Source organism: Butyricimonas muris (assembly GCF_046365375.1).
In the GTDB taxonomy this organism is placed as follows: domain Bacteria; phylum Bacteroidota; class Bacteroidia; order Bacteroidales; family Marinifilaceae; genus Butyricimonas; species Butyricimonas muris.
In genome coordinates, this window is sequence record NZ_JBKEIT010000002.1 from 139,714 (window position 1) to 164,849 (window position 25,136).

At 38.3% G+C, this 25,136-nt stretch carries 20 protein-coding genes and 1 pseudogene; 6 read left to right on the forward strand and 15 right to left on the reverse strand.

Annotated elements, in window-relative coordinates; genetic code table 11:
* Positions 1-8 precede the first annotated feature (8 nt).
* The 12 genes from ACK8P8_RS03560 to ACK8P8_RS03615 all read right to left on the reverse strand — a co-directional run bounded on the left by ACK8P8_RS03560 (position 9) and on the right by ACK8P8_RS03615 (position 16,385).
* On the reverse strand, positions 9-701 hold the full coding sequence (locus tag ACK8P8_RS03560) for a DUF4843 domain-containing protein (protein WP_369859401.1): 693 nt from the start codon (positions 699-701) through the stop codon (positions 9-11).
* 16 nt (positions 702-717) lie between these two features.
* Positions 718-2,208 (reverse strand): RagB/SusD family nutrient uptake outer membrane protein, encoded by a 1,491-nt coding sequence (locus ACK8P8_RS03565; RefSeq protein ID WP_369859400.1) that lies wholly within the window; start codon positions 2,206-2,208, stop codon positions 718-720.
* An 11-nt stretch (positions 2,209-2,219) separates the two neighbouring features.
* The gene (locus ACK8P8_RS03570; protein ID WP_369859399.1) at positions 2,220-5,645 is read right to left on the reverse strand and encodes a SusC/RagA family TonB-linked outer membrane protein; all 3,426 of its coding nucleotides are present in this window, start codon (positions 5,643-5,645) and stop codon (positions 2,220-2,222) included.
* 92 nt (positions 5,646-5,737) lie between these two features.
* Positions 5,738-6,925 (reverse strand): FecR domain-containing protein, encoded by a 1,188-nt coding sequence (locus tag ACK8P8_RS03575; protein ID WP_369859398.1) that lies wholly within the window; start codon positions 6,923-6,925, stop codon positions 5,738-5,740.
* A 264-nt stretch (positions 6,926-7,189) separates the two neighbouring features.
* Positions 7,190-9,490, reverse strand: a complete 2,301-nt coding sequence (locus ACK8P8_RS03580; RefSeq protein ID WP_369859397.1) for a Gldg family protein — start codon at positions 9,488-9,490, stop codon at positions 7,190-7,192.
* A 15-nt stretch (positions 9,491-9,505) separates the two neighbouring features.
* Positions 9,506-10,438, reverse strand: coding sequence for an ABC transporter ATP-binding protein (locus ACK8P8_RS03585; RefSeq protein ID WP_369859396.1), 933 nt, complete (start codon positions 10,436-10,438; stop codon positions 9,506-9,508).
* 17 nt (positions 10,439-10,455) lie between these two features.
* On the reverse strand, positions 10,456-12,753 hold the full coding sequence (locus ACK8P8_RS03590; protein WP_369859395.1) for a Gldg family protein: 2,298 nt from the start codon (positions 12,751-12,753) through the stop codon (positions 10,456-10,458).
* A gap of 17 nt (positions 12,754-12,770) precedes the next feature.
* The gene (locus ACK8P8_RS03595; protein WP_369859394.1) at positions 12,771-13,703 is read right to left on the reverse strand and encodes an ABC transporter ATP-binding protein; all 933 of its coding nucleotides are present in this window, start codon (positions 13,701-13,703) and stop codon (positions 12,771-12,773) included.
* A gap of 110 nt (positions 13,704-13,813) precedes the next feature.
* Positions 13,814-14,368 carry an RNA polymerase sigma factor gene (locus ACK8P8_RS03600; protein ID WP_369859393.1) on the reverse strand — a complete coding sequence of 185 codons (555 nt, stop codon included), beginning with the start codon at positions 14,366-14,368 and terminating at the stop codon, positions 13,814-13,816.
* 203 nt (positions 14,369-14,571) lie between these two features.
* Positions 14,572-15,225: a hypothetical protein gene (locus ACK8P8_RS03605; RefSeq protein WP_369859392.1), complete on the reverse strand. Its 654-nt coding sequence runs from the start codon at positions 15,223-15,225 to the stop codon at positions 14,572-14,574.
* 278 nt (positions 15,226-15,503) lie between these two features.
* The gene (locus ACK8P8_RS03610; protein WP_369859391.1) at positions 15,504-16,106 is read right to left on the reverse strand and encodes a LysO family transporter; all 603 of its coding nucleotides are present in this window, start codon (positions 16,104-16,106) and stop codon (positions 15,504-15,506) included.
* Between the two features lie 9 nt (positions 16,107-16,115).
* Entirely contained in the window at positions 16,116-16,385 is a 270-nt protein-coding gene (locus ACK8P8_RS03615; protein WP_369859390.1) for a LysO family transporter, read from the reverse strand.
* Positions 16,386-16,520: 135 nt separating this feature from the next.
* On the opposite strand from ACK8P8_RS03615, the gene ACK8P8_RS03620 reads away from it, so the two are divergent.
* Entirely contained in the window at positions 16,521-16,958 is a 438-nt protein-coding gene (locus ACK8P8_RS03620; RefSeq protein WP_099290683.1) for a DoxX family protein, read from the forward strand.
* Between the two features lie 24 nt (positions 16,959-16,982).
* On the opposite strand, the gene ACK8P8_RS03625 is transcribed toward ACK8P8_RS03620, so the two are convergent.
* Positions 16,983-17,132, reverse strand: coding sequence for a hypothetical protein (locus tag ACK8P8_RS03625; RefSeq protein WP_369859389.1), 150 nt, complete (start codon positions 17,130-17,132; stop codon positions 16,983-16,985).
* Positions 17,133-17,367: 235 nt separating this feature from the next.
* On the opposite strand from ACK8P8_RS03625, the gene ACK8P8_RS03630 reads away from it, so the two are divergent.
* Positions 17,368-17,853: a DUF7004 family protein gene (locus tag ACK8P8_RS03630; RefSeq protein ID WP_369859388.1), complete on the forward strand. Its 486-nt coding sequence runs from the start codon at positions 17,368-17,370 to the stop codon at positions 17,851-17,853.
* On the opposite strand, the gene ACK8P8_RS03635 is transcribed toward ACK8P8_RS03630, so the two are convergent.
* The gene (locus ACK8P8_RS03635) at positions 17,821-18,759 is read right to left on the reverse strand and encodes a DNA adenine methylase (RefSeq protein ID WP_369859387.1); all 939 of its coding nucleotides are present in this window, start codon (positions 18,757-18,759) and stop codon (positions 17,821-17,823) included. The two genes, ACK8P8_RS03630 and ACK8P8_RS03635, sit on opposite strands and share 33 nt — an antisense overlap.
* A gap of 473 nt (positions 18,760-19,232) precedes the next feature.
* On the opposite strand from ACK8P8_RS03635, the gene ACK8P8_RS03640 reads away from it, so the two are divergent.
* Complete coding sequence (locus tag ACK8P8_RS03640; protein ID WP_369859386.1) at positions 19,233-20,513, forward strand: type II restriction enzyme; 1,281 nt, start codon at positions 19,233-19,235, stop codon at positions 20,511-20,513.
* A 244-nt stretch (positions 20,514-20,757) separates the two neighbouring features.
* On the opposite strand, the gene ACK8P8_RS03645 is transcribed toward ACK8P8_RS03640, so the two are convergent.
* Positions 20,758-21,534, reverse strand: a complete 777-nt coding sequence (locus ACK8P8_RS03645) for an HNH endonuclease (RefSeq protein ID WP_369859385.1) — start codon at positions 21,532-21,534, stop codon at positions 20,758-20,760.
* A 221-nt stretch (positions 21,535-21,755) separates the two neighbouring features.
* Between ACK8P8_RS03645 and ACK8P8_RS03650 the strand changes: the two are divergent.
* The 3 genes and pseudogenes from ACK8P8_RS03650 to ACK8P8_RS03660 all read left to right on the forward strand — a co-directional run bounded on the left by ACK8P8_RS03650 (position 21,756) and on the right by ACK8P8_RS03660 (position 24,344).
* Positions 21,756-22,255, forward strand: a pseudogene (locus tag ACK8P8_RS03650) (DUF3871 family protein).
* A gap of 404 nt (positions 22,256-22,659) precedes the next feature.
* Positions 22,660-23,808, forward strand: coding sequence for a membrane protein insertion efficiency factor YidD (gene yidD, locus ACK8P8_RS03655; RefSeq protein WP_369859384.1), 1,149 nt, complete (start codon positions 22,660-22,662; stop codon positions 23,806-23,808).
* An 11-nt stretch (positions 23,809-23,819) separates the two neighbouring features.
* Positions 23,820-24,344 (forward strand): hypothetical protein, encoded by a 525-nt coding sequence (locus ACK8P8_RS03660; protein WP_369859383.1) that lies wholly within the window; start codon positions 23,820-23,822, stop codon positions 24,342-24,344.
* The last annotated feature ends 792 nt before the right edge of the window (positions 24,345-25,136 follow it).

Below are 25,136 nucleotides of genomic sequence, written 5' to 3' on the forward strand. Positions count from 1 at the left end.
TTTTTTTATTAATAAACAGGGATGCCGTCTACCATGGGAGTTTTATTATCTTCTTCCATGATATTGTTTTTAATCAAGTAAACCTTGAATTTCATGGCTAATTCGCGTGCTTCAGAAAGACTTGCATTTGAGAGGTCATTGACTCCTGTTGCGATAACAAAATGTTCAAATTTCTTGGGGGAGTATTTTCCTAGGATAAATTCCTCCAAATCACCCTTCCACCAGAGAGGTGGACTAGCAATGTTGTCAAAGATTACACGGATCATATGTTTTCCAGCCAGTCCGGGTGCGAAGTTGTCATTAGCTACAATTTGGAAGGTGACACAGACTTTTTGTGTTTTTAAGGCTTCTCGGGTGTTATTGCAACGAATTTTGAGCGTGTCTAATGTCTTGTTTGCCGGGAATAATAGTCCCTCTGGTATGTTGTAATCTGCTGGTTCTGCCGTCGTGAGGGAGTCTACGACTTCCAGTTTGTATTCGAGGGCTTCGTTTGCGGGTATTCCGGTAAGGGCGATATAGAAAGAGGCATCGTGTGTTGTTGTTCCCGGGAAATGGGAGAACGAGAATTCAACAGAGTCCAATCCTTTCGATGAGTCCGGGAAAAACAAGTATCTCGGAGAGGAATAAACCTCAACCTCTTCGGTATTGCAGGAATATATTCCCGCAATAATTAAGCATATATAAATGATATGTTTTTTCATATGTTTATTTTTTTGTTTAGTGAATTGTTTCATTATCCGGTTTGGGTAATACCATATCAGACTCTTTCATGCCGCTCTTGGGTAGTAATTTGAAACGTTTGTAATAGAAGAATGCTTGTCCTTCTTGCATAAAATCGCGTAAAGCTTCTTTAGCTACTTCTTTTTTGAAACTTTCAAGGTCATTTATATTTTTAGCCATTACTCCCATACTACCGATTTGGCAATTTCGGGCTTTTCTCACTGCATCTATTTTTTCGATGGCTCCGGAGAGATCGTTTTGTCTGATAAGATATTCCGCTTGAATGTAATAAAGTTCACTTATCCGAATCATCGGTAGCATGTCTTGGCAGTAGACATATTTACCAATAGCACCTGTCGGGGCAATATTTTTAGTGCAGATTTGATTTCTGCCGATTGCTTCTGTCGTGTTTGTCCGACGAACATCTGCGTTATCATCAAATAGAGTACTGGTGGCTTGCAAGTAGAAGTTTATTTTATCCCGACTGGTAGTTGTGGTTAGGTATTCATAATTTTCCAATAATTTTTGATTGGAAAGACAGAAAATAACTTCTTCATATCTTTTTTTATTCACGTCTGTATCGTTATAAGGTGTGAACAAGAGATTACTCTTGGACTTATCCGGAGTCAGATTAAATGTAAGTACATGTTCAGCAATATCATATGATTTCTGGTAGTATGTTGCGTCAAATTCCCCCATGTAATTATATACTCTTGCTAATAAAGCACAGACTGCAAGATAATTCATGCGGAATCCCCTGTTTTTAAAGAATAAATCTTGGTTGGCATCGGAATCTGTTCCATTGTAATATATTCTAAGATTGTCGGTTAACATATATCGCCAATCAATAGTGTCATGAGGGGCAACAAGATTTTTAGCTTCTTCCAAATCTTTGATGGCATATTCCAAAACTTCTTTTACAGAGCGATCCGGTTCAAAGGTTGACGGATAAACTGTAAAATAGGGGATATAGTTTTTGGTGTCCTGTACATCCGGTGCGGGAGCGAATAACCTGAGCATATCGAAATGCAGAAAAGCTCTTAAAGCCAATGCTTCCCCTTTAATTAATAACTTTTCATGGTTTAAGGCTCTAAACAGCGTGGAGTCTGTTTTGTCAATTTTACTTAACAGACTATTGCAATTTGCGATAGAATTGTATGCTTGAGACCAGATCGTTTCAATTATAGACTTTGTGTTTTTGTCGCTATAATTGTAAGTACTGAATTTATAATAAGTCGAACCGGAAGTAAAACCACGGGATTGGTATAATTGTGCAAGGACATCCAACATTCCCCAACTTAATTCTTGTCCATACATGGAGGTGGATGCCATTTGGCTGTATACTCCGTTTAATACATTGCGATACCCGTCTCCCGTGGTGAATAATTTATCTTCATCCACGGTATCTTTGGGGGTAATATCTAGCCATGAATTACATGAAGTTAAGGCTAAAATAAATATTGTTGAAATAATACTAATGACTTTCATAACAATTCAATTTAGAAAGTTAGATTTAAAGAAAAATTCATCGTTCTGGCGAAAGGATAGCTCAAGCCTCTCTCTGCCTTGATACTTGACCAGTAGAATAATTCGTTTGCTCCGATTTCAAAACGCAACATACTTATTCCGGTTGTTTTCAGCCAACGATAGGATTCTGCTTGTAGACTATATCCTAACGTAATGGAGTTAAGTGATAAATTATTATTTTTTTGTACAAAACGTTCTGTGGGGCGTGTTATAGGAACTGTAACCGAACCAGCTCGTTCTTTTATTGCTAATTTCTGGTATTTTTTTATATCTCCCGGTTTCTGCCAACGATCCGTTAATATCCGTTTGTCTACGTTATTTAAATAAATGTTTGCATTTTCTACCTTATCAACCAAAGTCTGGTTGTACTCTTGTCCCCCGAATTCATACATGAAAGTGGCGTAAAGGCTCCAGTTTTTCCAAGTTACGTTTACCCCGAAAGTTCCCTGTGCATCCGGTTCTGTGTTCCCTAGTATAACTTGTTCGTTGGAAGACCATGTTGTAGTTTGTTCTCCATCGCGGGTAAGGAAAATTTCTTCACCTGTTGCGGGGTCAATCCCTAAAGAACGCATCCCGAATATAGAAGTTAGTGATCCGCCTTCAACATATTTCATAAAAGGTTTAGAGTTCTTACGATTATCTTTAAAATATTGGTCAACGGAATCATTATATGCTTTTAAACTTTCGGAAATTTTTAAAATCTTGTTTTTATTGTGTGCTAAATTAGCGAATAAAGCGACAAGTAGATCTTTTTGGCGTATAACATTGGTTCTTAAATTCAATTCAAATCCTTTGTTTTCGACTTCTCCGATATTGTCCGTGTAGGTTGTAAATCCGGTCGAGCTAGGGATGGTTACATCATTAATTAGATCTACTGTTTTTTTCCGGTAGTAAGTGGCATCAATGTAAACTAAATCTTGTAATAAGCCGATTTCTATACCAAGATTGTATTCTTTTGTCGTTTCCCAAGTTAGTTTCTTATTCCCAAAAGCCATTAAGGTTGCTCCGAAGCCGGTTTTGTACCATTCATCCGAGAGAATTTTGAATGTGGTACGGGCGACATAGGCAGGAAAATTTACTTTACCGGTTTCTCCGTAAGTTCCCCTGATTTTTAAGAGATCTAGTTTTCCCCAATTCTTCATGAATTCATAATTATGAATGTTGATACCGACTCCGAATGAACCGAAAGGGGCAAAACGTCGGTCAGACCCGAATTCAGAGGAACCGTCCAAACGTACGGAAGCATCCAATAAATAAATATTGTTGTAGCTATAATTTAATGTTCCTAAAAAACCGACTAAGCGGGTGCTGTTTTCAGAAGAAGTCGGTTTCTGATAAATTTCTTCTGCGTAATTGGGAGAATTCAATGCGCCGGAAGGAAAACCTCTGTATTCGGCAGAAATACTTTCCGTTTTTGATGCTCGTTGATTCATCCCAAGCAGGAAATTCAGATTGTGTTTATCAATAGTCCTGTTGTATGAAAGGGTGGCTTGCATATCCCAGCTAAAACTATTTCCATCCGTCGTGTGCAATTCGCCGGAAGTAGAATTAAAACTTGAAAGAGGGTTCGTATTTTGCTTGGATTGGGGATCAAGAAAACGACGGCTCTTGTTTATTTGTCTTGTGAGACTGAATTGGCCTTTCAGTAACCAGTATTGCCCTACGTTCCAATTTACAGATAGATTATTTATAAATTCTTCTGTTTGCGACTTATCAAAATTACTTAATGAGGCTTCATACATTGGGTTTGGAAAAGTTCCATTTTCACCCCAATCTTCTAGTTCTTCCAAATAGCGTCCTGCCTCGTCCTTATAGGTGTTGTATGGTAAAGCATTAGCAAAATTACTGAAAGAACCATAAGGAGTTTCTTTCGATTTAGTGATATTATAAGTAGTTTGGTTTCTCACTTGGAGATTTGTAAGGTGGTAATCTATTGTAACACCGGCACCCAAACGATCCCGGAAAGATCCTTTCATGACTCCGTCTTCGTTATAGTAGGACAAGTCAACACCGAAACGTAAATTTTCAGATCCACCTTCAACGAATAAACTATGTTTATGGTTAAAAGCTGTTTGCAAAGGTAAAGATAACCAATATGTATCTACTCCTTTCACGATGTTGTTCTGTTTCCCGTAATATATTTCTTTCAATTCAAGAGATTCGCTGGGATCAGAAGAATAAGGTTCAAAAGCTCCGGCTAATCTCTCGGTTTCCAGTTTTTCCTTTGCATTCATTAAGTTATACGCCGACAAGTCGGGCATTGTAATTTCTCCTGTTAACCCGTACTGTATATTCATTTTTCCCGGTTTCGGGGCAACTGTGGTAATAATAACCACGCCGTTGGCGGCACGTGAACCGTAAAGGGCTGTTGCGGCAGCATCTTTTAGAATCGTGATGTTGGCGATACGGGAAGGGTCCATGTCGTAAAGTTTTTGGACACTGATCTCGAATCCATCCATGATGAAAGTAGGCAGGTTCGGATTGTTCTTTAAATTTCCTTTATTGGTATAATTGGCGTCCAATTGTTTTACGCCGACACCCGAGCGTCCGCGAATATACATTTCCGGCAAGGCATTCGGGTCTGACCCCCATTGATTGTTGGTTTGGATGCGAAAAGAAGGATCGAAGGCTTGTAATGCCTTCAACACATTCGTCTTGGAAACTTTCATTAATTGTTCTTTTGATACACTGACACTACTTCCCGTAAAACTCTCTTTACGGACTTTGCCGTATCCGGTTATCACGACTTCATCCATCTCTGTAATGTCTTCTTTCAACTTGATGACTAACTCTTTGTTGTCATTTTTAGGATCGTTGCTAATCGGAAGATTCAAGGTTTGGAATCCCACGAATGAAATTACTAAAGTTATACTGTCCATTTGGGGAATCTCCAATTCGAACTTTCCATCGATATCCGTCACAACTCCCAGAGTGGTCCCTTTGATCATGATCGTTGCCCCCGGTAATGTGGCTCCCAGATTATCGTAGACAATTCCTTTGATATTCCGTGGGGCTTTTGTTTTTTTATCATCATCTTTGGAGGGACGAATGATAATAACATCATTTTCAATCTCGTATGATAATTTCGTTCCTGTTAAGATGGTTTTGAGGAACTCTTCGATAGATGCGTCTTGAAGATTAACATTACGTTTGCCGTATTTATTCACTTCTTCAATACGGTAAAGGAATCTGTAATTAGTTTCTGTTCTGACGTTTTTAATCAATTCGTCAATAGTGGCATTTTCCATTTTCATAGTGATTTTGATCACTTGTGCCGATGCCTCGGCTTTCATGGTGAAAGCCGAAATGATCAGAAAGAAGAGTGCCGTTCGTAAAATAAGTAGAATTTTCTCCCACCTTTGATGAAAATCAAAGGTATTCTTTCGATTTTTTTCCATAACTTTGAAAACTTAATGGTTTAAATAATCAATTTTTAAATTGGTTGTATTTGATATTGTTATGAAAAGGGGGATATGTCAGTATCCCTCTTTTATTCTTTTACTTCTTTAACTGTAACAGTATTGCCATTAATAATAAATTTAATTGATGTCGCTTTTTCTATCATATTGAGTGTCTTTTGGAAATTACTATACCGTTCTAGGTCTCCCGTGAAATGATATGTTTTCACCGCTGGATTCGCGTAGAATACGTTGATATTATACCAACGGGAAAGTGTAGTCATGATTTCTTCGAGGGGTTTGTTCTCAAACATAAATATCCCATTTTTCCATGTCGTGTATAACCGGACATCAACTCTTCGGGTAGATAAATCTTTGTTCGCTTTTACATATACCGCTTGTTGGGAAGGTTGTAAGGTTATGTCGGATTTACCGTCGGATACATTCACGGAACCCCGGCACAAGGTCGTTTCTGTAACCTCGGCATCCGGGTAAGCCCGTACGTTGAACTCGGTTCCCAATACTTTAATTGCTAGGTTCTGGGTTTTCACGATAAACGGGCAATCTTTCATCTTGGCAACATCAAAATAAGCTTCTCCCGAGAGCAGTACTTCACGTTTTTCGCTGGTAAAATGAACGGGAAAAGATAATTTGGAATCCGAGTTAATCCAGACATGAGTGCCGTCGGGTAATATCAGTTCGTATTCTCCTCCTCGCGGAACTTGAATGATATTGGGTTTTCCCGCGTCAACGGTCGAATACGTGTTACCGACATATTCGATAGAACGTCCTCTGGTAACAGCTCGTATACCTGCACCCAACTCAAGAGTACGACTTGAATCTTGAAGAGAAAGATTAAACTGTTTCCCGTCAGGGGTGATAAATATAGCTTTAGAACTTCCTGTTTGCACCTCAGCAATAGGCATCGCTTTTTCTCTGGCTTCTTTAGGAGGTGTATACAGGAAAATTGTAATAGCCAATAAAATAACAGCAGCAACGGAACTTGACCACCATATTAACTTGTGCGAAGTTGTTGTTGTGTTTTTTCGGGTGATACGTTGTTCCACTTTTTGCCATGAAAAATTGGTATTCAGTTTGTTGATAAGCTCGTCACGTTCATGTCTGTTGACCGGATCTGCTATCTTGGAATGCAGTAAGGTTGCGGTAAGATGTTCTCTTTCCCATTTTTGCAGTTCCTGCTCCTCTTCCGGCGAGAGATCTCCTGTGATCTTTTTGGCTAGAAGTTGGGCAATCCGATATTCATTAGTATACTCTGGCATAAGTTTTTGATGTTTTAATACCATTATCTGTTTACAGAACACGTGATTGAGTCAAAAGGATGAATGCTCGCTTGATTTTTTTTCAATAAATATCATATATCATTATAATATATTGATTGCGTGATATTTAGTGTGTATTTTCGTGTGATTTATTTTATTTCTCCCTTCTGACTCCTCTCCGGGCTTGGCTACTCCTTTTATTTATCATCCAATGAAAATAATAAGCAAAAAGAGTAGCTCACCGGGAGGCTTAAAACAGGTAATTTATTTTCGCCTGCGCTTCCACCATAAACCGAGGTATAATAGTATAAGGATACCGGGAATTATTCCCATGAAAAGAACCTTGATATATATACCTGCTTTTTGACCTAGGTACACGCCATTATCCGATGAAAATTCACGACTAGTATTAACGGGGAATTCTCCGTTTGAAAGCAAACGGAAAGATTCGGTTACAACTGTGAAGTTCGAGGCAGCCACACCGTTACGTTGTTTAGTTAGTTCTCCGTTACCGATACAGTCGGCATCACCCAGTACAATAATACGTTGTTCTTTGTTATTGATTTTGCGGGTAAGATATACCATGGTTGCGTTGGCTCCTTCTACTTCCCCGATTTGAGGGTTAATGCGTGCCGTATCTTCCACGAAATTAGTGGTTTCCAATTCGTTCCATGAACCCAACGAGTCTGTTGTCAATAACGGGATTATCGTGAACCCTTTGTCTTCCACTTGCATAATTCCCGTTGCGGTTGGCATGGTTACCTTATCACCGTAACGATATTCTCGGTAAAAAAGACTGGTTAACTCTCCCGCGGCTCGTGTGAAAGAGGCAAGAATAAGATCGGCATTGAAGTCTTTGTGTGCTTGTACCAGTATTCCGGGCATGAATGCCAGTCCGAGAGGTGCGAGCAGGGGATTCATTTGTTGTTGTCGTCGGGGTTCTCCCGCGATAAGGAGGTTACCTCCTTGGGCGATATAATCTTCAATGATTTTTTGTTCTTTATCGGATAACGGAGTACGCACATCGGATATAACGAGAATGTCGACATTATCAGGAATTGCATCCAAATTTTCAAGGGAAAGAGTCATATTATCAAAACCTTGATTTACGAGTGAATTTCGGAAGGTTTTATACTGGGAGAAAGCATAATAATCACGCTCTCCGGCACCATCGATATTCCGTTCCCCGTGTCCGGAGAGAAAAGCTACCATGGGGGATTTTACCACCATGCGTTTTAGTACCGCGGTGATTTCGGTTTCAGAAGGATGGCGCATGTTATCATCATATATCCTGAGAAATGCTTTTTGCCCGTTGCCTCGTTCCAAAACTCGGACAATTTTATTGTATTCTCCGGAAAGATCTTCCATTTTGCGAATTTCTTCCGGCGAGAGAATATTCTTGGGATTCCAATCTTCGGCTTCGCATATTTTTTGAAGGCGTTGTTCATCTGTCAGACCGGGATAACGACGGTCAAGACTTGGATTTGATGTTTTATCGTAGTAATAAACGTATTGTAATTTTATTTCCGGTTTGAAGCGGATATATTTATCAAAGCGTTTGAAATCTTCATTATAGTAACGGGGCATGAACTCGTAATAATTTTCATCCAACATATTAACGTATGTTGTGATCGTTAAGGGGCCATCCATTTGCTCCATCACATCAAGGCTATTTTGAGTCAAGGTGTTCTTTTTCATTTCCGTGGCATCATAATATCCGCGTAACATTGGACGAGAACTCATGTAGCCGATAAAAAGAGCCATGATGATAACACCCCCGTAACGTAATACATTTTGTGTTGTGGAACGTTTGGTGCGTTCGGTTTGCAATCGAAGAATGGAGAGTGTGATAAAAAGTATGATTACGATAATAAAATAAAGTAAATCTTCACTACAAATCAATCCTTTGAAAAAAGTATTTGCGCGTCCGGATATCGAGAGCCAATAGGTGATATCGCGAATAAAAGGGATATCTTGACCGACATTACCGATATAATTAAGGGTGGCTAACACTGCAAGGGTTCCTACTGCGGCTACTACTTGGTAGGAAGTTAAGGTTGACATGAATAACCCTATGGCGGCGTAAGCGCAAATCATCAAGAATATGCCTAACATGGCTGTCAACACGTACGGCGAGTCGATATTTTTGATCGCGAAAGCTGCAAACGTGTAATAGATAAAAAGTATGGCGACAAGCATTAATGCGTAAACGACAATCGAAAGATATTTCCCGAAAATAATTTGTCGATTGGTAACCGGGGAAGAATACAATAATTTGATAGAACCTCTGTTATATTCCTGACTCATAAGTCCCATAGTCAAAAGTGGGATATAAAGATATAAATTGCTCTGCATACCGGCGATAGCTCCGGACCAACCAAGAAGTAGGCGTTCTGTAACATTATGTACGTTGTAACCGAGAGCTAACGAGCGTAGGATCTTATCCCAAGCTTCAGTAAAAGCCATTCCAGACTGGAAAGTGAAGATAATGAGGATAAGCCATGCTATGGGAGAATAGAACAAGGAACTTAATTCATTCTTGGTTATTTTTAATATTGTTTTCATATATTGGAATTACATTTACAATTGTATTTTTTTACCTGATAGTTGGGCGAAAATAGCATTGAGAGATAATCTTTCCAGTTGAATCTCTGATAATTGCCAATCGTTAGCAACACTGAGTTGTACAATGTGTTCGCTAATATCATGTGCCGCATCGAATTGAATACGGTAATGACCGGGAACGACATTTTCTACCTTTGAAACATGCTCGATTGCGGCAAGCGTGCTAACGGAAGGAGGGGTATCAAATGTCACGAGAAGAGTCGAGGGAGCAACATAATTATTGAACTCGTCCATTGTACCGGAAAACACGAGTTTCCCTTGTTCAATCATCTTGATATTGTTACACGTTGCCTGCACTTCTGACAAAATATGTGTAGAAAGTAGTACCGCGTGGTCAGTTGCGATTTCTTTGATTAGATGGCGGATTTCGATAATTTGATTCGGGTCTAACCCGTTGGTCGGTTCATCAAAGATCACGAAACTCGGATTGTGGACGATGGCTTGGGCGATACCTACTCGTTGTTGGTATCCTCCGGAGAGGTTATTGATAATTCGGTTGCGGAAATGCGTGATGTCACAACGTTTCATGACACGTTCCACCGCGGCGGGTATATCTTTTGTTTGCATGAGCCGCAGGTGGGCGCAATAGGTCAAATACTCTTCAACGGTAATATCCGGGTAGAGAGGGGGCTTCTGGGGAAGAAACCCGATATGACGTTTCGCTTCAATCGGCTTTTCCCTGAGACTATAGCCGTTAAGATAAACTTCTCCTTCGGTTTGGTTCAGCACACCGCATATAATATTCATCGTGGTGGATTTTCCCGCTCCGTTGGAACCAAGTAAACCTAGAACACCTTTCTCTTTGATCTCGAAATTGATATCTTGTATGGCCCATTGTATATTATAACGATGAGATAAATGCTCGACCTTTACAATTGAATCTTTCATGTGTTGCAATTTAAAATTTAGAATCTCTTTCTCTTGTACCATGCCATGAATCCGGCAAAAGCAAGTAAAAATGGTATGACACCCAATGCAAAAATTTGAATCCAGAGATTTGCATTCCGGGTTAGGTATATCGTGTTGTCAATTGACTCGGGACGAGAAGTGTCGATAGGGAATTCTCCGTATGATAACCACTTGAACGTTTCCGAGATAAAATTGAAGTTTGCCGCAAGTATACCATTACGATCATTGGCTAATTCCGTATTACTGATGCAATCGGCATCACCCGCTATCACTATGCGTTGTTCTTTATCGCCTCTCGGGCGGGTTAATGATATGACGACGGGATAAGATTGTTCTTTTTCCCCGATGGATGCGTTGATAGATAATTCCCCGTCAAGGAAGTCCGTTGTTTCCAATTCATTCCAGCTGTCCTTGGAAAGTGTTACCGCGATAGGTTTTATATCATAACCGTTATCTGTCGTGTAGCGTAAGGGGGATGCGTCAGGCATAACGAGTGAGGCTCCCCAACCTTTTAATTGTTTGTACCGGAAACATTGTGCTGCTGCATTCTCTGTCAGTTTTGCCGTGATAACCGTGGGTAGATAATCTTTATTGCGTTGTACTAGGGTTCCGGGCATAAGTTCCACCCCGAATTTGGTTAGGATTGGATTCATCGCCTCTTGTCTGTTGGGTTCTCCGAGAATGAAAAGATTGCCTCCTCTCTCGATATAGCATTCCAGTTTTCGCATTTCATCGTCGGCAAGGGGACTGCGCATATCAGCGATAACAAGAATATCTACGTCTTCTGGGATATCTTGGTCGGAGATGGATAGTTCGGTCGCATCAAATCCTTGATTAATCAAAGATTGACGGAAATAGATACTCCGGGCAAACGTGTAATAATAACGGTCGCCGGCACTATTCACGTTACGTTCTCCATGTCCGGTAAGAAACGCGACCTTGGGAGCCGGCACAAGAAAACGTTTTAAGGCTGTCGTGATTTCTGTTTCAGAAGGATGTTTCATCATATCATGATATAAACGAAGAGTAGCTTTTTGTCCGTTTTCCCGTTCTAGCACACGAACAAATCTATATCCTTCCGGTTTTAGGTCAATAATCTGATTTATCTCGTCGGGGGATAGGAACATATCAAAATCAAGGTGCATAATTTTGCAAATACGTTCCGCTCTTTCTTTTCCTTGCAATTCCATGAATCGACCGTTGAAAGACGGTTCTACCGAAGGTGCGTAGTAATACACATACTTCATCTTTATATCCGGCTTGAAACGCACGTATTGTTCGAAGCGTTGAAAATCGCTTTTCAATTCACTGGGCAGGGCGCTACCATAATTTTCATCTAAGATATTCATGTAGGTAGTGATCGTTAGTGCTCCATCCAAGTTTTTAACAACTTCTTGGCTTCCGGGAGTTAGCGTGTTCTTTTTTAAAATCGTGGCATCATAATAGAATTTACTCACGGGTAATGACGTTAGATAACCTATAAATAAAGCTCCCCCGACAACGGCAAAATAGCGTGCCGCGGTAACTATAGTCCCACGTTTTTTACGGGCTTCTTGTAAACGCATTATGGAAAGCAGGATAAATAGAGAGATCACGATAAAAAAGTATAGCACATCCTCGCTGCATATCATGCCTTCTAAGAATTGGTAAGCCCGGCCCGATATTGACAACCAATACGTAATATCACGCACAAAAGCAATATCCTGACCTACATCGCCGATATAATTCAGTACGGCTAGGATAGCGAGAGTTCCCATGGCTGCAACAACCTGATAAGACGTGATGCTTGACATGAAAAGCCCGATTGCCGCGTAAGCGCAAGTAAGCAAATAAAGCCCGAGTAAACCGGTGAGGACGGAAGCTAAATCCATATTTTCGATTGTGAATGCACCGAAGAGGACATAAATAAGCAGGATACACATTAACATGCCGGCGTAAATCAGCAAGGAAAGGTATTTCCCTAGAATAATCTGAGTCGTGGTTATCGGGGACGAATATAGGAATTTTATGGAACCGCTGCTTAATTCCCGGCTCATCACGCCCATGGTGATAAGAGGAATATAAAGGTACAGGCTCTTGAGCATGGAAACGAGTAGTCCGGAATACCCGGCATACGTGTTTTCTGTGAGCCATCCTAAACCGTACTCCAGTGCTTGGCGTTTCAGCAATCCCCCGAAGGTATCACTGAAATTTATTCCCGCCTGAAAGGCAAAGATGACAAGGATTAGCCAGGATACAGGCGAACAGAATAAGATGCGAAGTTCTGTCTTCGCTAATCTGAATATTGTTTTCATGTTAGATAATTATCTTTTTATTTTTGAATATTTTTTCCGGATAATTGCGCGAAAGCCGAGTCTAAAGAATCTCTCTCCAGAATGATCTCGTGAAGATGCCATTCGTTTGCAACGCTCAACTCTATAATCTTTTTAGTGATCTCTTGACCGGAAGAGAACCACATGCGGAAACGGGTATCTGTAATGTGTTCCACGTGCGTGATCCCGGGAATACCGGATAGAGTCGTGATGGAAGGAGGTGTTGTCATGGAAACGATAAACGTATTGGGCTCCGTGTAGTTGTTGAGATCCCCGATTGTTCCGGAGAAAACGATATGTCCTTTCTCTATCATGATAATTTCGTCACAGGTGGCTTGAACCTCGGATAATATATGCGTGGAAAGCATCACGGAGTGATCTTCGGCAATTTCCTTGATCAGATGGCGAATTTCCAAGATTTGATTGGGGTCCAAACCATTCGTCGGTTCGTCAAGAATCACGAATCTCGGGTTATGTACGATCGCTTGGGCTATACCAACCCGTTGTTGGTATCCCCCGGATAAATTCTTGATCAATCGTTTGCTGAAATGTGCGATCCCGCAACGGGCTTTTGCCTCTTCTACCGCCTTTTTCACTTGCTTTTTATCCATCTGACGCATCAAGGCACAGTGTGTCAGATATTCGTCAACGGTCAAGTCTGGATATAAAGGCGGTTTCTGTGGAAGAAAACCGATATGTTTTTTAGCTTCAACCGGATGTTCCCGGAGACTGACGCCATTAAGATATACTTCTCCCTCCGTTTGATTGAGAACACCACAAATAATATTCATCGTGGTGGATTTACCTGCTCCGTTAGAGCCGAGTAACCCGAGAGTTCCTTGTCGTTTGATTTCAAAGTTGATGTCGCTAATCGCCCATTGCACGCTATAACGGTGCGAGAGATGTTCGACTTTTACTATTGATTCTTCCATAAATTTTATTGTGTTACTGTATTTGCATTTCTAATTGCAGAACACGGCAAAATTTGAAAAGGATGAATAGGGGGTATGTTTTTCACTTTATTTTGACATTTCTTTTAGAATTACTTTTCTGCCAGAAATAGTAATAAAATGTAGAAATAGTCTTTTAATAAAATTTTCAGAGAATTTAAGGCGTTGTATTTTAGTGTTTTGACCGAGTTTACGGAAATGCCTAGGATTTCGGAGATTTCCTTGTTTTGTTTTCCGTCTAAATACATTTTAACTATTCGAGCACTTTGCGGGGGAAGGGCATTTACGGCATCATCAATAATTCTGTATGCTTCTTCCTCTATTAAAAGGTCTTTAAAAATGGCTTCCTGATTCTCCACTTCGGACGATGTATAATCAACGGTTACTTTTTTATCCCGGATATAATTAAAGCATAAGTTCTTGACAGACACGTATAAAAATGTCTTTAGGCTAGGAATTTCCTTGTATGCCTTCCGTTTTTCCCAAAGTTTAATAAATGCTTCTTGTGCAATGTCTTCTGCAGCACTTTGATCCGCGATAAATTTCATGGCAACAATGCACATGGAGGGGTAAAACTCCTGAAAAAGAGATGCAAAGGCCTTAGTATCCCCATTTTTAATATCCTCATACGTTACTACAACACCCATAGCATAAAACGTTCGTTTATTGATATAATGCTGCCTTTCCTTTGAAAATGAGAGTTTTTCACGGAAATATCTAATTTTCAGAGAGAAAAAAACATCTCCTTGGCTTGAAGAGAAGCTGTTTTTTTACTATTTTTGGTCTCAATAAACGAAGGTTTAATGATAGATGCTTAATTATAGATTATTCTTTTTTTTTATCATTAGAATTAAGCCTCTGCGTACTCGCTTGGGGAAAATCGATCTGAATTCTCGTTGCCGAAGAAAAGATAAAGATGCAGTGGTGTTCCGTCCGGTTGACCGACTTTGGGAATTTCCACGGTAACCTTTCCGTCACCCCGATGAGCGTTAAGGCAGGTAATCATTTGCGGGGAGCGGGGTTGTGTTCCATAGAAATACCCCAAGTACACTTGATCTGAGGCATTCGCTTTCGGACGGTCAACATCATTTTCCCACCGGAGAGTTACCGTCCAGCTATCCCGTGCGATATCGGTAATCACCGGGGCATCCAGGGAACCCATAGAGAAACGGAATATCGGGAATGCCCACACGCCCTCGCCCGGTCGGAAACATCCGCTGTTCACGGAATGAAACACCGAGTCGCTTTTGGAGGCATGGGTTTCTTTTGCCCAAATCTTCCATATCGGTAACCCTCCCGTGGCACGGCGGTATACCCGCCACATTTTTCGGGCTTCGGTAAATTGATTGGAAGATTTCTCTTCACCTTCCGACCTCGATTTTTTAGCACCTCGTTTGGATTTGCAAATCCGTATGCTATTCCCGTGCAAGTAATAAGTAACCCCGTCCATCCTGACGGGACCGTTAGCAAGTAGGGCTAGAAGTAAAGGTGAAGTCTTATCCATAACCAATATGATTTAAGTATTAATTCCGTATCAATTCCGGTACAATAGTATTTAAAATATTTTATAAATCCAATTAATAAGCTATTAAAACGCTATTACTGTATAGGGTTTTAATAGCGCTTTAATAGGGTTTTAATAGGGTTTTACACGGAATTTATGTGGAATTGCTCCGGAAATGAAGTTGAATTAATACATATAATGAGCTTGTTTTGTGTATAATATATACACGTACTATACTTCCATGTATATTGTTTATTCAGGGGGAAATAGATATATTTTTATATCGTGCAGAAAAAGGTGACGAGAAAAGGTACACTCAGGTCGACGGTTATCCCGTGGACGATGGAGATGATCACGAACTCTTTGCCGCAGAACTTGGTGATAATAGGTAGTGTGGTGTCGGCAGTGGTGGCGCCTCCCGCGGAGATGGGGGCTAGTTTTCCGAAATAGCGGACTAACAGAGGAGCTGCTAATAAAGCAATCAATTCACGCGTGATATTCGAAACGAGGGCGATGGTGCCCAGTTCGGCTCCTTTGTATTGGGTGATGAATATGGAGGAGAGGGAGTAATAACCGAAGCCCGAGCCCACGGCAAGGCAATTCGTGATGCTTCTGCCGCTTAGGGCAAAGCTGATAAGGGCAGACCCGATGAGGGTGCCGATGATGGTTGCCAAGGGGACAAGTATGATTTTTAGGTTTTGTTGTTTTAAGGCTTGCAGGGCTTTCTTGTCACTCCCGATACTGATGCCGACAAGGAACATCAAAGCGTACAAGGCGTATAGGGTAGGGGCTTCCGCGGTTAATATGGCGGGAATATCAATGAAGCGTCCTAGCAATACTCCGGCGATAAAAAATGAAACAATCGTGATGCTGCCTTTCATGAGTCGGTTTTATTTAGACGGAACAAAGAAAAAACGATAGATGCCCCATGCGCAAAGGACACTTCCCGCCACGGCGGCGAGGGTGATTAACAGGGCGTCGTAACCGATAGTAGCCAAATTGTTCATGATGTCCCCGTTGGCACCGACCGTTATCCCCAGTAGAAAAAGTAATAAAAAAATAGCGTAGTTGATCAATTTATGCACGATCTTCAAATTCCTCTCCCGGAAGAGGTATCCCAGAACGATCCCCGTGACCATTAACCCGATAACAATACCCATAGTTTGACAATTATTTTGTCGCGAAGCTACGATTTATTTTTAAAAACACTATCTTTACAAGAGACGTGTACAAATTGAAACATTCATGAAAGAATGTTCGTTACTAATACAGTTTTAATTTTTAAAAATGTTGTTATGAAAAAAGTGATTTCGTCGGTTATATCACCTAGCCAGAAGTTCCTGAGCTTGGGATTGCTTATATTGCGTGTGCTCGTGGGAATAACCATGTTGACTCATGGACTTGCTAAATTGACTTCGTTCTCGGAATTGTCCTCGACGTTTTTCGATCCGATCGGGTTGGGAAGTACGCTTTCGTTGATCTTGATTATCTGCGCCGAAGTGGGGTGTTCCATATTTCTTATCGTGGGGGCATTCACTCGTCTGGCGACGATCCCGTTAATTTTTTCCATGTTGGTGGTAATCCTTATCGTGCATGGTAATGATCCTTTTCAAGTGAAAGAGTTGCCTTTGATATACTTGGGAATTTACATTTTCCTGTTCTTCGCAGGACCGGGAAAGATCTCTTTGGATTCGATTCTTCTGAAAAAGATAGACACGAGTATACCTAAATAAAGAATGAATTGAGGCAGGTGGTTCCTAGGGAATCACCTGTTCTGTTCCGTTCAGTATCGGGACTACGTTTTCATCTTCTTCCAGTACGGTAGCTGCCAATAGCCAATAGATTAGCAACACGATGGCAATGATGATTCCCACGATTGTCCACACGTTGTTTTTTCTTTTTTTCATGATTCTTTTTGTTAGATTGTTTGTATGAACATAAACGGGAAATGGCAGGGAGAGGTTCTGTTTTTGTGAAAAATTCAAGATAAGTACGTAAGTTTTTTATTTGTTCCTTGATTAATTCTTTTGATAGGTATTAAATATAAATGTTAATTATTCATTTTGTTTTACTATATTTGTATTGATTGCGGCGCTTGGAGCTTTGATGTTTGTCAAATAATTTAACAAAGAAACTAACTTTATGGCTACACGGGTTACAGATTTTTCTGATGGCAGTTACTTGGAGTACGCTCGGGGAAGCTTTGATGAATGGTGTGTTTATTTATCTCGTCCGAATACCGCGAGATATGCACCGCGAGATTATCAATATTTTCAGCGTCTTGTTAATTACGCTTCTAAATATGGTAAAGATGCAATTTATCAAGATTTTGTGTCTATTTATAATAAGACGACCAAAGACTTGGATGATTCTACCATTCAATACATAAAGGATATGACTTCTAAGTATGGGGCGGATGCCCTTAATATAGCCATTGATTTTACCATTATCTATATGGGGATGATTGCCGAAGAAAACAAAGAGAACGCGATATTAGGCAAAAGAGTTAAAAGGCTTGGAGTGTATCAGACCCTCTATGATGAGCTGTCACCGGATGAAGCTGCAAATTTTAGCCGCGGGAAGAAATGGAGAGAGTTAGATGCTATTTGTCGTGGCAGAGGATTTTAAATAGTTTGTTATAAGAAGTTCTTTAATAGTTCCCCTTTTATCTGATTTAGAATTTATATTTCTTTTGGCATCTACACGCGTAATGTTGTATTCCTGATATAATTCATCAAAGAATTTATTGTCAGGATTGATGCTACGCGGATCGGAGTTGCTTAGCATGAATTTGGCTCCCGTTGCTGATATTTCGTCACAAAACTGTTTCAGTCGGTTTTGTTCGTTGTCGTCAAAATCAAATTTAGTATATGAGTTAAAATTTGAAGTTTCACTGATTGGCTTATATGGCGGGTCAAAGTAGAAGAAAGTTTTTTCGCTTACGTACTCTTTGGTGGCGGTGTAATCGCCACAGAGAATTTCAACTTTTTGTAATAATTCGCTATCCCGCAGTATCGTTTCCCTGTCACAAATTTTAGGGTTTTTGTATTTGCCAAATGGCACATTGAATTTGTTTTTAGAGTTGACACGATATAAGCCATTGAAGCATGTACGATTTAGAAAGATGAATAGTGCTGCATTTCTTACAGACCGCGATGACGAATTTCGCTCGTTATACTCTTCCCTAAGGGCTAAATAAAGTTCTTTCTGGTTATCGTATGAAGTTAGATTTTTGTAGTTTGTATCTATGCGTTCTAATTCTGAAATTAAATCTAAAGGTTCTTTTTTGATAACTCTATAAATATTTATCAGATCAGAATTAATATCATTTATAACGACATGTTTTATATTGTCGTATGCTGACAGCAGCCAAAACATGATAGCACCACTACCTATAAAGGGTTCTATATAGGTGTCAATCGCTGAAATATTATCCGGGAGATAGTTGTTAATCTGCTGGATAAGTTGTCCTTTACCTCCAGCCCATTTTAAGAACGGGTGCCCTGTAATTTGCTTTTTTATTGATTGATTCATGTCGCAAAAATAGTGTTTTTTATCTCCTGGCTTCTTTTAAATGTAAGATATGTTAGTGCCTCCGGGATACAGAGATTAATCTAATTTCGAGTACAAAGATAGAGAAAAAGTATTTATCTGCTGTTTTCTGGTTTAAAAGATTAGGTCACGTAATAAATACGTGACCTAAGGGGGCGGTTCGCTCTCCTGTCATTGATGACGAGCGCCACGGCGAAAAGTAGTTGCAAGACTTAGACATGCGAGTGCACTTTGCAGAACGAACGTGAAAGGGAAAAGGGTGTATGAGGTTTTCTTTTTTGATAACGAATCCCTAAAATTAATCAAATTGTTGTTCTTTTATAGCCTATAATCCAACTAAAAATAGTAATTTTGAAATGCCGTATGGTGAATTTGTAGAAAATGGCTTTTGAGGAAAGACAACTTATTTCAGAAATTAAAAAATAGGCAAGTAAATGAGTTCCTAATTAATAACAATGAGTAAATCTAAAAATGATATAGCGTGGGAAAATTTTTTTGAGAAGTATTCTATTTTAGACAAACTTGCAAATAACGAGCGAGTATCAATATCTTCAGTGGAGATTAATCAGTTTCGGGAAGCTCGTTTAATGACAAAGTTTGATCACCGTTCCCAGCTTCCTAAATTATTTGTTGAGCATAATCTGTCAATTTTGCCGACTTCCAGAGGTACATATGAGATTGGTACGTTTGAGACTTTTTGTGATTTTAATAAAGAGGATGTAGAGATAACCTCTATTGGTTTCCCAACTTTTTTGGAAAGCTTGGACTACAAAGATATTACAAGTGAATCAATCGCGATAAACTGTGCTTTTGTATCTAGGATGTTACATGACTTTACGGGCGAAGAAAATTTACTACCTACGGTTTGTGGACGGATGAGTTCTTCTTTGTTTGATTTTATAATTAGTTCAGGGCAAAACAGTTTTAAAATAAATGTAGAAAACTCACAAATAGAAATAGATGGAGGGTACGAAGGTGATAATTCTCTAAATTTGATTGAAGCAAAAAATTATATTTCTGATGATTTTTTGATCAGGCAATTATATTACCCGTATAGGCTATGGAGTAATAAAATTACAAAACGTGTTCGTCCGATATTTCTTACATATTCAAATGGAATTTTTCATTTGAGGGAATATGAATTTACTACACCTGAATTATATAATTCCATTCGCTTATTACAGTATAAAAAATATGCACTTCAAGAAGGTGCAATTAATATAGAGAACATACAAAACATTCTGGATAATATTCAAGTTGTTAAAGAACCTGAATTGCCATTCCCACAAGCGGATAGTTTTGAACGTGTGATTAATCTTTGTGAATTATTGAAGCAAAGAGGGTTTATCAGTAAAGATGATATTACTCAAAATTATGACTTTGATTATAGGCAGACGGACTACTATTCAAATGCGGCAAGGTATTTAGGACTAATAGATATTGTTCATATAAACCGGCAGGTTGGGTGTACCTTAACTCAAGATGGCTTTCGCGTATTTAACTTGCCTATCGTGGAACGGCAACTGGAGTTTGTTAAGTTTATATTGGCACATGTTGTATTTCAAAACACTTTGAAGCTATATTTTGATAAAGGAAATGTTCCAACAAAAGATGAAGTGGTTGAAATAATGAGAAATGCTAAACTATATAATATGACTTCTGGGCAAACATATAAACGGAGAGCATCAACTGTGATTTCTTGGATAAATTGGATTTTAGGATTAATAGAACAATAATTAAATGTAAAAATGTCGTTATGCTTCATGGTACAATGATTTACCTGTAGAATGAGATGGGGTTAATTGCAAGCTCTCGTAAAAAGTGGACAATGCCTATTCGGAATTAGGGCTTGGTGATGAACCAATTTTTAACTATCTTTGAAAATAGAATCGGGATTTAGCACTCGACGAAACCCCGAACCTGAGTTTGCATTTACACAAAATTCTGGACACTCCCTTTTGCGATAAAAAAATGTATATATTAAGAATTTAAGTTTATAATATTTTTTATCTCTTCTATCGTATAAAACGGATTTCTGCGATGAATTATGCTATGACAATTAGAACACACCATTATTAAATCGTTAATATCAGTTATTTCTCCCTCCTCGTCCATTTCTGATATTGGTTTTGTGTGATGTGCTTCAATAAAATCATATCCCGCATCACCATATCTCTCACTAAAATCAAATCCACATATTTCACAAAAAAGCTTTTTATTATGCTTTGCTTTAAACTCTGTCTTTGCATCTTGAACTAATTTAGAATTTCTTTCTCTACGTTTATGATAAATTTTCTTAATCTTTCCTTCTATATATTCATCCCTACACGCTGTTATTGACTTTAAATATTTTTCTGGAACATCTTCTAATCTCCAGAATTTTCGAGGGCGTTTGTATATTTCAGTAACAGGAATACCTAATTGTAGACAAAAAGACTGGTACTCGCATTCTAATTCAGTATCTGGTTGTTGTTTTACCTTTAATACTTTAGATATGAAACCACCTGTTTCGCGTCCAGTAATTTCTTTTTTTTCTATATTAATTTTATGTATTTTCAGGTTATTCTTTTTATATCCAATATATTTACTAGGAACGAAATGCCATCCATTTCCAGTTTTATACGATACAAAATTACGTCCACGTTGTATGAGCCCTATCATTTCTACTTGTAATTTTTTCCCCTCTTCACAAGCTAAATATCTCTCAACTTGGGCTATATTTTCATATATATCTTTATCTGTTTCTATTGCTTCCATAATAAGAAATTAAAATTAGTACAAATCTAAAAAATAATGCAAATAGTAACATATATTTCTTTATTATTCATTTGTGGGCGACACGCCAAGCATATACCTCCCTCTATACCCCCCCCCTCCCCTCTAATTTCAGATTGGCATTATATATTGAAGAGTCTTCTATGCTAGGGTAGTGTACCATTTACATTCCAAAGAAGACATCAGAAAGATTCAGTGTTGCTATTGGATTCCAGAACAAAGTATGTTGTAACCTGTGTACTTTCACGGATTGTCCCCAAACTGATTTAGGAGCCATGAGTTATCATGACTTGTTTAGAGGTGTGATGAAGTTATTCCAACAGTATGATACGGAAAAGCATTTAAGATTGATGAAGAGTTTCACGGGTTCTTACCTCACGGAACATCAATTCGCACAATTCTTGAGTAAAAGTAGGTTGTATCAATGCTTACCAGCCAGAGAGAAAAAGTTACTCCCTAGCATGGAATTAATGGATTCACAGGTGAACATCATCGCAAGGCGTATTACCATGATGATAACTTTAAAAAGGAACATGGAGAGAATGAAATTAATTTATGGAAATTCTATAATATGCTTACGGGTGCGAATAAATCTTCTTGCATAGATAATTTCCTTGATAGGTCATTAAACGCCACGCAATTAACAGAAGGAATAGATAGGGCGTTACATGGAGACAACACCTATAAATGGTTTATAGAGTGAAAACCGTTGGGAATTAATTCTTTTTATTCCACTGATTAGCCTAATTTTGCCATCACAATCAGTCCTGACGTTTGTTGGATGCTGAAATTTATTTACATTTGTAGCGTCATGTGAAAAATCATTTTCTCATGGCAGACATATTGAATTAATGAAAGCGTTTTTGTTTCATCCTTTGTAGAAAAATCGCCAATTTTTAATGCAGAGGGATAAACAGCACAAACGTCTATGCTTGCCGTATATATATACTATATACATGGTTTAGCGTGGGCTGATTGTTTATTTCTGCATAGGCGTTTGGCGATGCCTTCTACAAGATAAGCAATTTAGTTCCCACGCTTTCTTGTATTTATAAAATCGACCTTTCTGGGAATCTTCAAGGTTACATAGATTGCAATATTATGCACTTGTTGAAGAATGTTTTAATCATTATTGTTTGTGTTACAAGTTCACAATTTCTTTATGCACAAACAGAAATGTCAGCTTTATCTGATTACGTGAATATTTACAAGAAGTATTTACATAGGGATGAAGGGAGCGGTACTTGTGCAATGTATCCTTCTTGTTCCCAATATGGATTAATTGTTTTTGAAGATTGTTATTTTCCTAAAGCGATGGTGTATATGGCAGATCGCCTTATTAGATGCGGGCATGATTTCGATTGTTATGATTTGACTTTAAATAAAGGACAATTACTTCTACTTGATTTTCCCCCATATGCAGAAATTCCCAGAACTTACATTCATAATAACAAACAATATTACTCTTATACAGACTGGGATGCGCAACCTGATAGCACATTATTATTTATTAATCATCTAATAAATAAACAAATGTATCAAGAGGCTTTAATTGAAATCGAAAAAACACAATTTCAAAAGCGATTATTAACGACACAATTATTCACAAACAAATTAATTTGCTATAAAGGTTTGGGACAAGTAGAAAATGCCATATTCGATTACGAGGTTCATTTTCCTGAATTCATAAAAAACTCTCCAAAAATAAAATTTGAAATGTTAGATATTCTTTTGACGGTAGAGAATTACGATATGGCATACAAACTTCTTTCAGAAATTTCTGATAACAATATCCATCCGATAATATCCCAAAAATATGCTTGGCAAGGAATTTTTAGTGCATATCAAGAAAATTGGGATGAAGCAAGTAAATATTTCAATTTATTGGTTAGCTCTGATACAAAACTCAAGAGAGATAAAGAGAATTTTCAACTTATTCAAGAAGCGGTTACTTTTAAAAGGAAAAAGCCTTGGGTAGCTTCATCATTATCATTAATTCCTGGTCTTGGATATGTTTATACTCAACGCCCCAAAAGTGCATTAACCTCTTTTGTTATGAATTCATTACTTGGATATGCTGTGTTTACAAGTATCAAACAAAAAAATTATGGAACAGCAGCTTTATTAGGTGTTTTCAATTTGAGTTTCTATATCGGTAATATATCTGGCTCTAAAAGAAGTGCTTCACAATACAATCAATGTAAACTACAAAAAATACAATCAACCCTATATCAGAATAATAAATCCATTAATTAAATTTTTGAATTATGAGAACATTATTGAGTAAATCGTTTGTTGTTAAGCCAATCGTTGCAATCATGATATTGGCTTTTATGAATCTTTCTTTTACCCTTACGGATAACGAGGTCGTCTTAAAAGCAGGAACCTTGATCCCATTAGAGGTTCTAAGTGAAATTAATACTAAAAATATCACAACAGGACAAATAATAGATTTTAAAGTAACAAGAGAGATTAGTGTTAATAGGAATGTTGTTATTCCTTTTGGCGCAATCGCTAAAGGGCAGGTTACAAGATTCGAGAAACGTAAAGGCTTGGGTAAAGGGGCTTCTATGCAAATTCAAATTAAAAGTGTAACAGCCAAGGATGGAACAGAAATCATGTTGACAGGTGGAAGTATGTCAGAAGAAGGAAATGACAAATTAGCTCTTTCTATCGTCCTTGCCATATTTGTTTGTCCTCTATTTTTATTATTGAAAGGCAAACAGGCTGTAATTCCCGCTGGAACATCTATTTCTGCAACAGTGGCAACAGATACTTATATTAAATTGTAATGCAAAAGGGTTGATTATTATTTTAAAATGTCTGTTCATAATCATGTTTTATTAATATGATTTTACGTTGATTCTGTGTGTCAACTTGGGTGTGAGGGGGTGATAGACTTCGGTTTGTCATCCCTTTTTATATATAAACAAAAAAGCCAGCACTTTTGAGGTACTGGCTTATTTGTGCTGTCTTTTCTTGACTAGTTTCGGTTTGGGATTTTCAAAAATATCAGGATATAACATTTTTAATCTTTCATGTTTACATACCTGAATAAATTCATTTCATGGAAAATTCGATAATGTTCTATCCCAAACCATTCTGAATTGGTGGTTTTTCCTTTCTCACGTAATTTCATAGGAATAAATTTTTCTAACAAACAAAAGAGTATCTAGTTCAGGAAAGAACATCAGACCAATCATTTACATATGCAAAAGTATTTATTGAACAGGATAGCACCAAGTAAATATACTAGAATATCAAATATTTATATATGTAATAACGTATTGATTTATTGTTATATTGATAGCTCGGAAGATAAAGAATGTTGCATTTTAGATATTCCTCATAACAGATTTTAGTTAGTGAGTAATTATCTTCATTTTAGGTATTATGTGCCAATTCAGGAGAAAAATCACCTACTTAAATTGCTGGATAGTGCATTTGGGGGATGATATAGATACCATAGGGACAATTACAGGAGGATTAGCAGAAATTATGTGGAATGGTTAGAGGTCTTGGTAAGGAAAGATGATATGATAGAATTAGTTGATTGGTAAGCTGTATAGTTGGATTAGAGTGTT

What these genes read in the sequence shown, in the direction of transcription:
- ACK8P8_RS03575 (WP_369859398.1), bottom strand. Translation starts at nt 6,925, where the DNA reads ATGCCAGAGTATACTAATGAATATCGGATTGCCCAACTTCTAGCCAAA.
- ACK8P8_RS03600 (WP_369859393.1), bottom strand. Translation starts at nt 14,368, where the DNA reads ATGGGTGTTGTAGTAACGTATGAGGATATTAAAAATGGGGATACTAAG.
- ACK8P8_RS03660 (WP_369859383.1), top strand. Translation starts at nt 23,820, where the DNA reads ATGAGAACATTATTGAGTAAATCGTTTGTTGTTAAGCCAATCGTTGCA.
- ACK8P8_RS03630 (WP_369859388.1), top strand. Translation starts at nt 17,368, where the DNA reads ATGGCTACACGGGTTACAGATTTTTCTGATGGCAGTTACTTGGAGTAC.
- ACK8P8_RS03645 (WP_369859385.1), bottom strand. Translation starts at nt 21,534, where the DNA reads ATGGAAGCAATAGAAACAGATAAAGATATATATGAAAATATAGCCCAA.
- ACK8P8_RS03610 (WP_369859391.1), bottom strand. Translation starts at nt 16,106, where the DNA reads ATGAAAGGCAGCATCACGATTGTTTCATTTTTTATCGCCGGAGTATTG.
- ACK8P8_RS03570 (WP_369859399.1), bottom strand. Translation starts at nt 5,645, where the DNA reads ATGGAAAAAAATCGAAAGAATACCTTTGATTTTCATCAAAGGTGGGAG.
- ACK8P8_RS03580 (WP_369859397.1), bottom strand. Translation starts at nt 9,490, where the DNA reads ATGAAAACAATATTAAAAATAACCAAGAATGAATTAAGTTCCTTGTTC.
- ACK8P8_RS03560 (WP_369859401.1), bottom strand. Translation starts at nt 701, where the DNA reads ATGAAAAAACATATCATTTATATATGCTTAATTATTGCGGGAATATAT.
- ACK8P8_RS03620 (WP_099290683.1), top strand. Translation starts at nt 16,521, where the DNA reads ATGAAAAAAGTGATTTCGTCGGTTATATCACCTAGCCAGAAGTTCCTG.
- ACK8P8_RS03605 (WP_369859392.1), bottom strand. Translation starts at nt 15,225, where the DNA reads ATGGATAAGACTTCACCTTTACTTCTAGCCCTACTTGCTAACGGTCCC.
- ACK8P8_RS03640 (WP_369859386.1), top strand. Translation starts at nt 19,233, where the DNA reads ATGAGTAAATCTAAAAATGATATAGCGTGGGAAAATTTTTTTGAGAAG.
- ACK8P8_RS03565 (WP_369859400.1), bottom strand. Translation starts at nt 2,208, where the DNA reads ATGAAAGTCATTAGTATTATTTCAACAATATTTATTTTAGCCTTAACT.
- ACK8P8_RS03590 (WP_369859395.1), bottom strand. Translation starts at nt 12,753, where the DNA reads ATGAAAACAATATTCAGATTAGCGAAGACAGAACTTCGCATCTTATTC.
- ACK8P8_RS03635 (WP_369859387.1), bottom strand. Translation starts at nt 18,759, where the DNA reads ATGAATCAATCAATAAAAAAGCAAATTACAGGGCACCCGTTCTTAAAA.
- ACK8P8_RS03585 (WP_369859396.1), bottom strand. Translation starts at nt 10,438, where the DNA reads ATGAAAGATTCAATTGTAAAGGTCGAGCATTTATCTCATCGTTATAAT.
- ACK8P8_RS03595 (WP_369859394.1), bottom strand. Translation starts at nt 13,703, where the DNA reads ATGGAAGAATCAATAGTAAAAGTCGAACATCTCTCGCACCGTTATAGC.
- ACK8P8_RS03625 (WP_369859389.1), bottom strand. Translation starts at nt 17,132, where the DNA reads ATGAAAAAAAGAAAAAACAACGTGTGGACAATCGTGGGAATCATCATT.
- ACK8P8_RS03615 (WP_369859390.1), bottom strand. Translation starts at nt 16,385, where the DNA reads ATGGGTATTGTTATCGGGTTAATGGTCACGGGGATCGTTCTGGGATAC.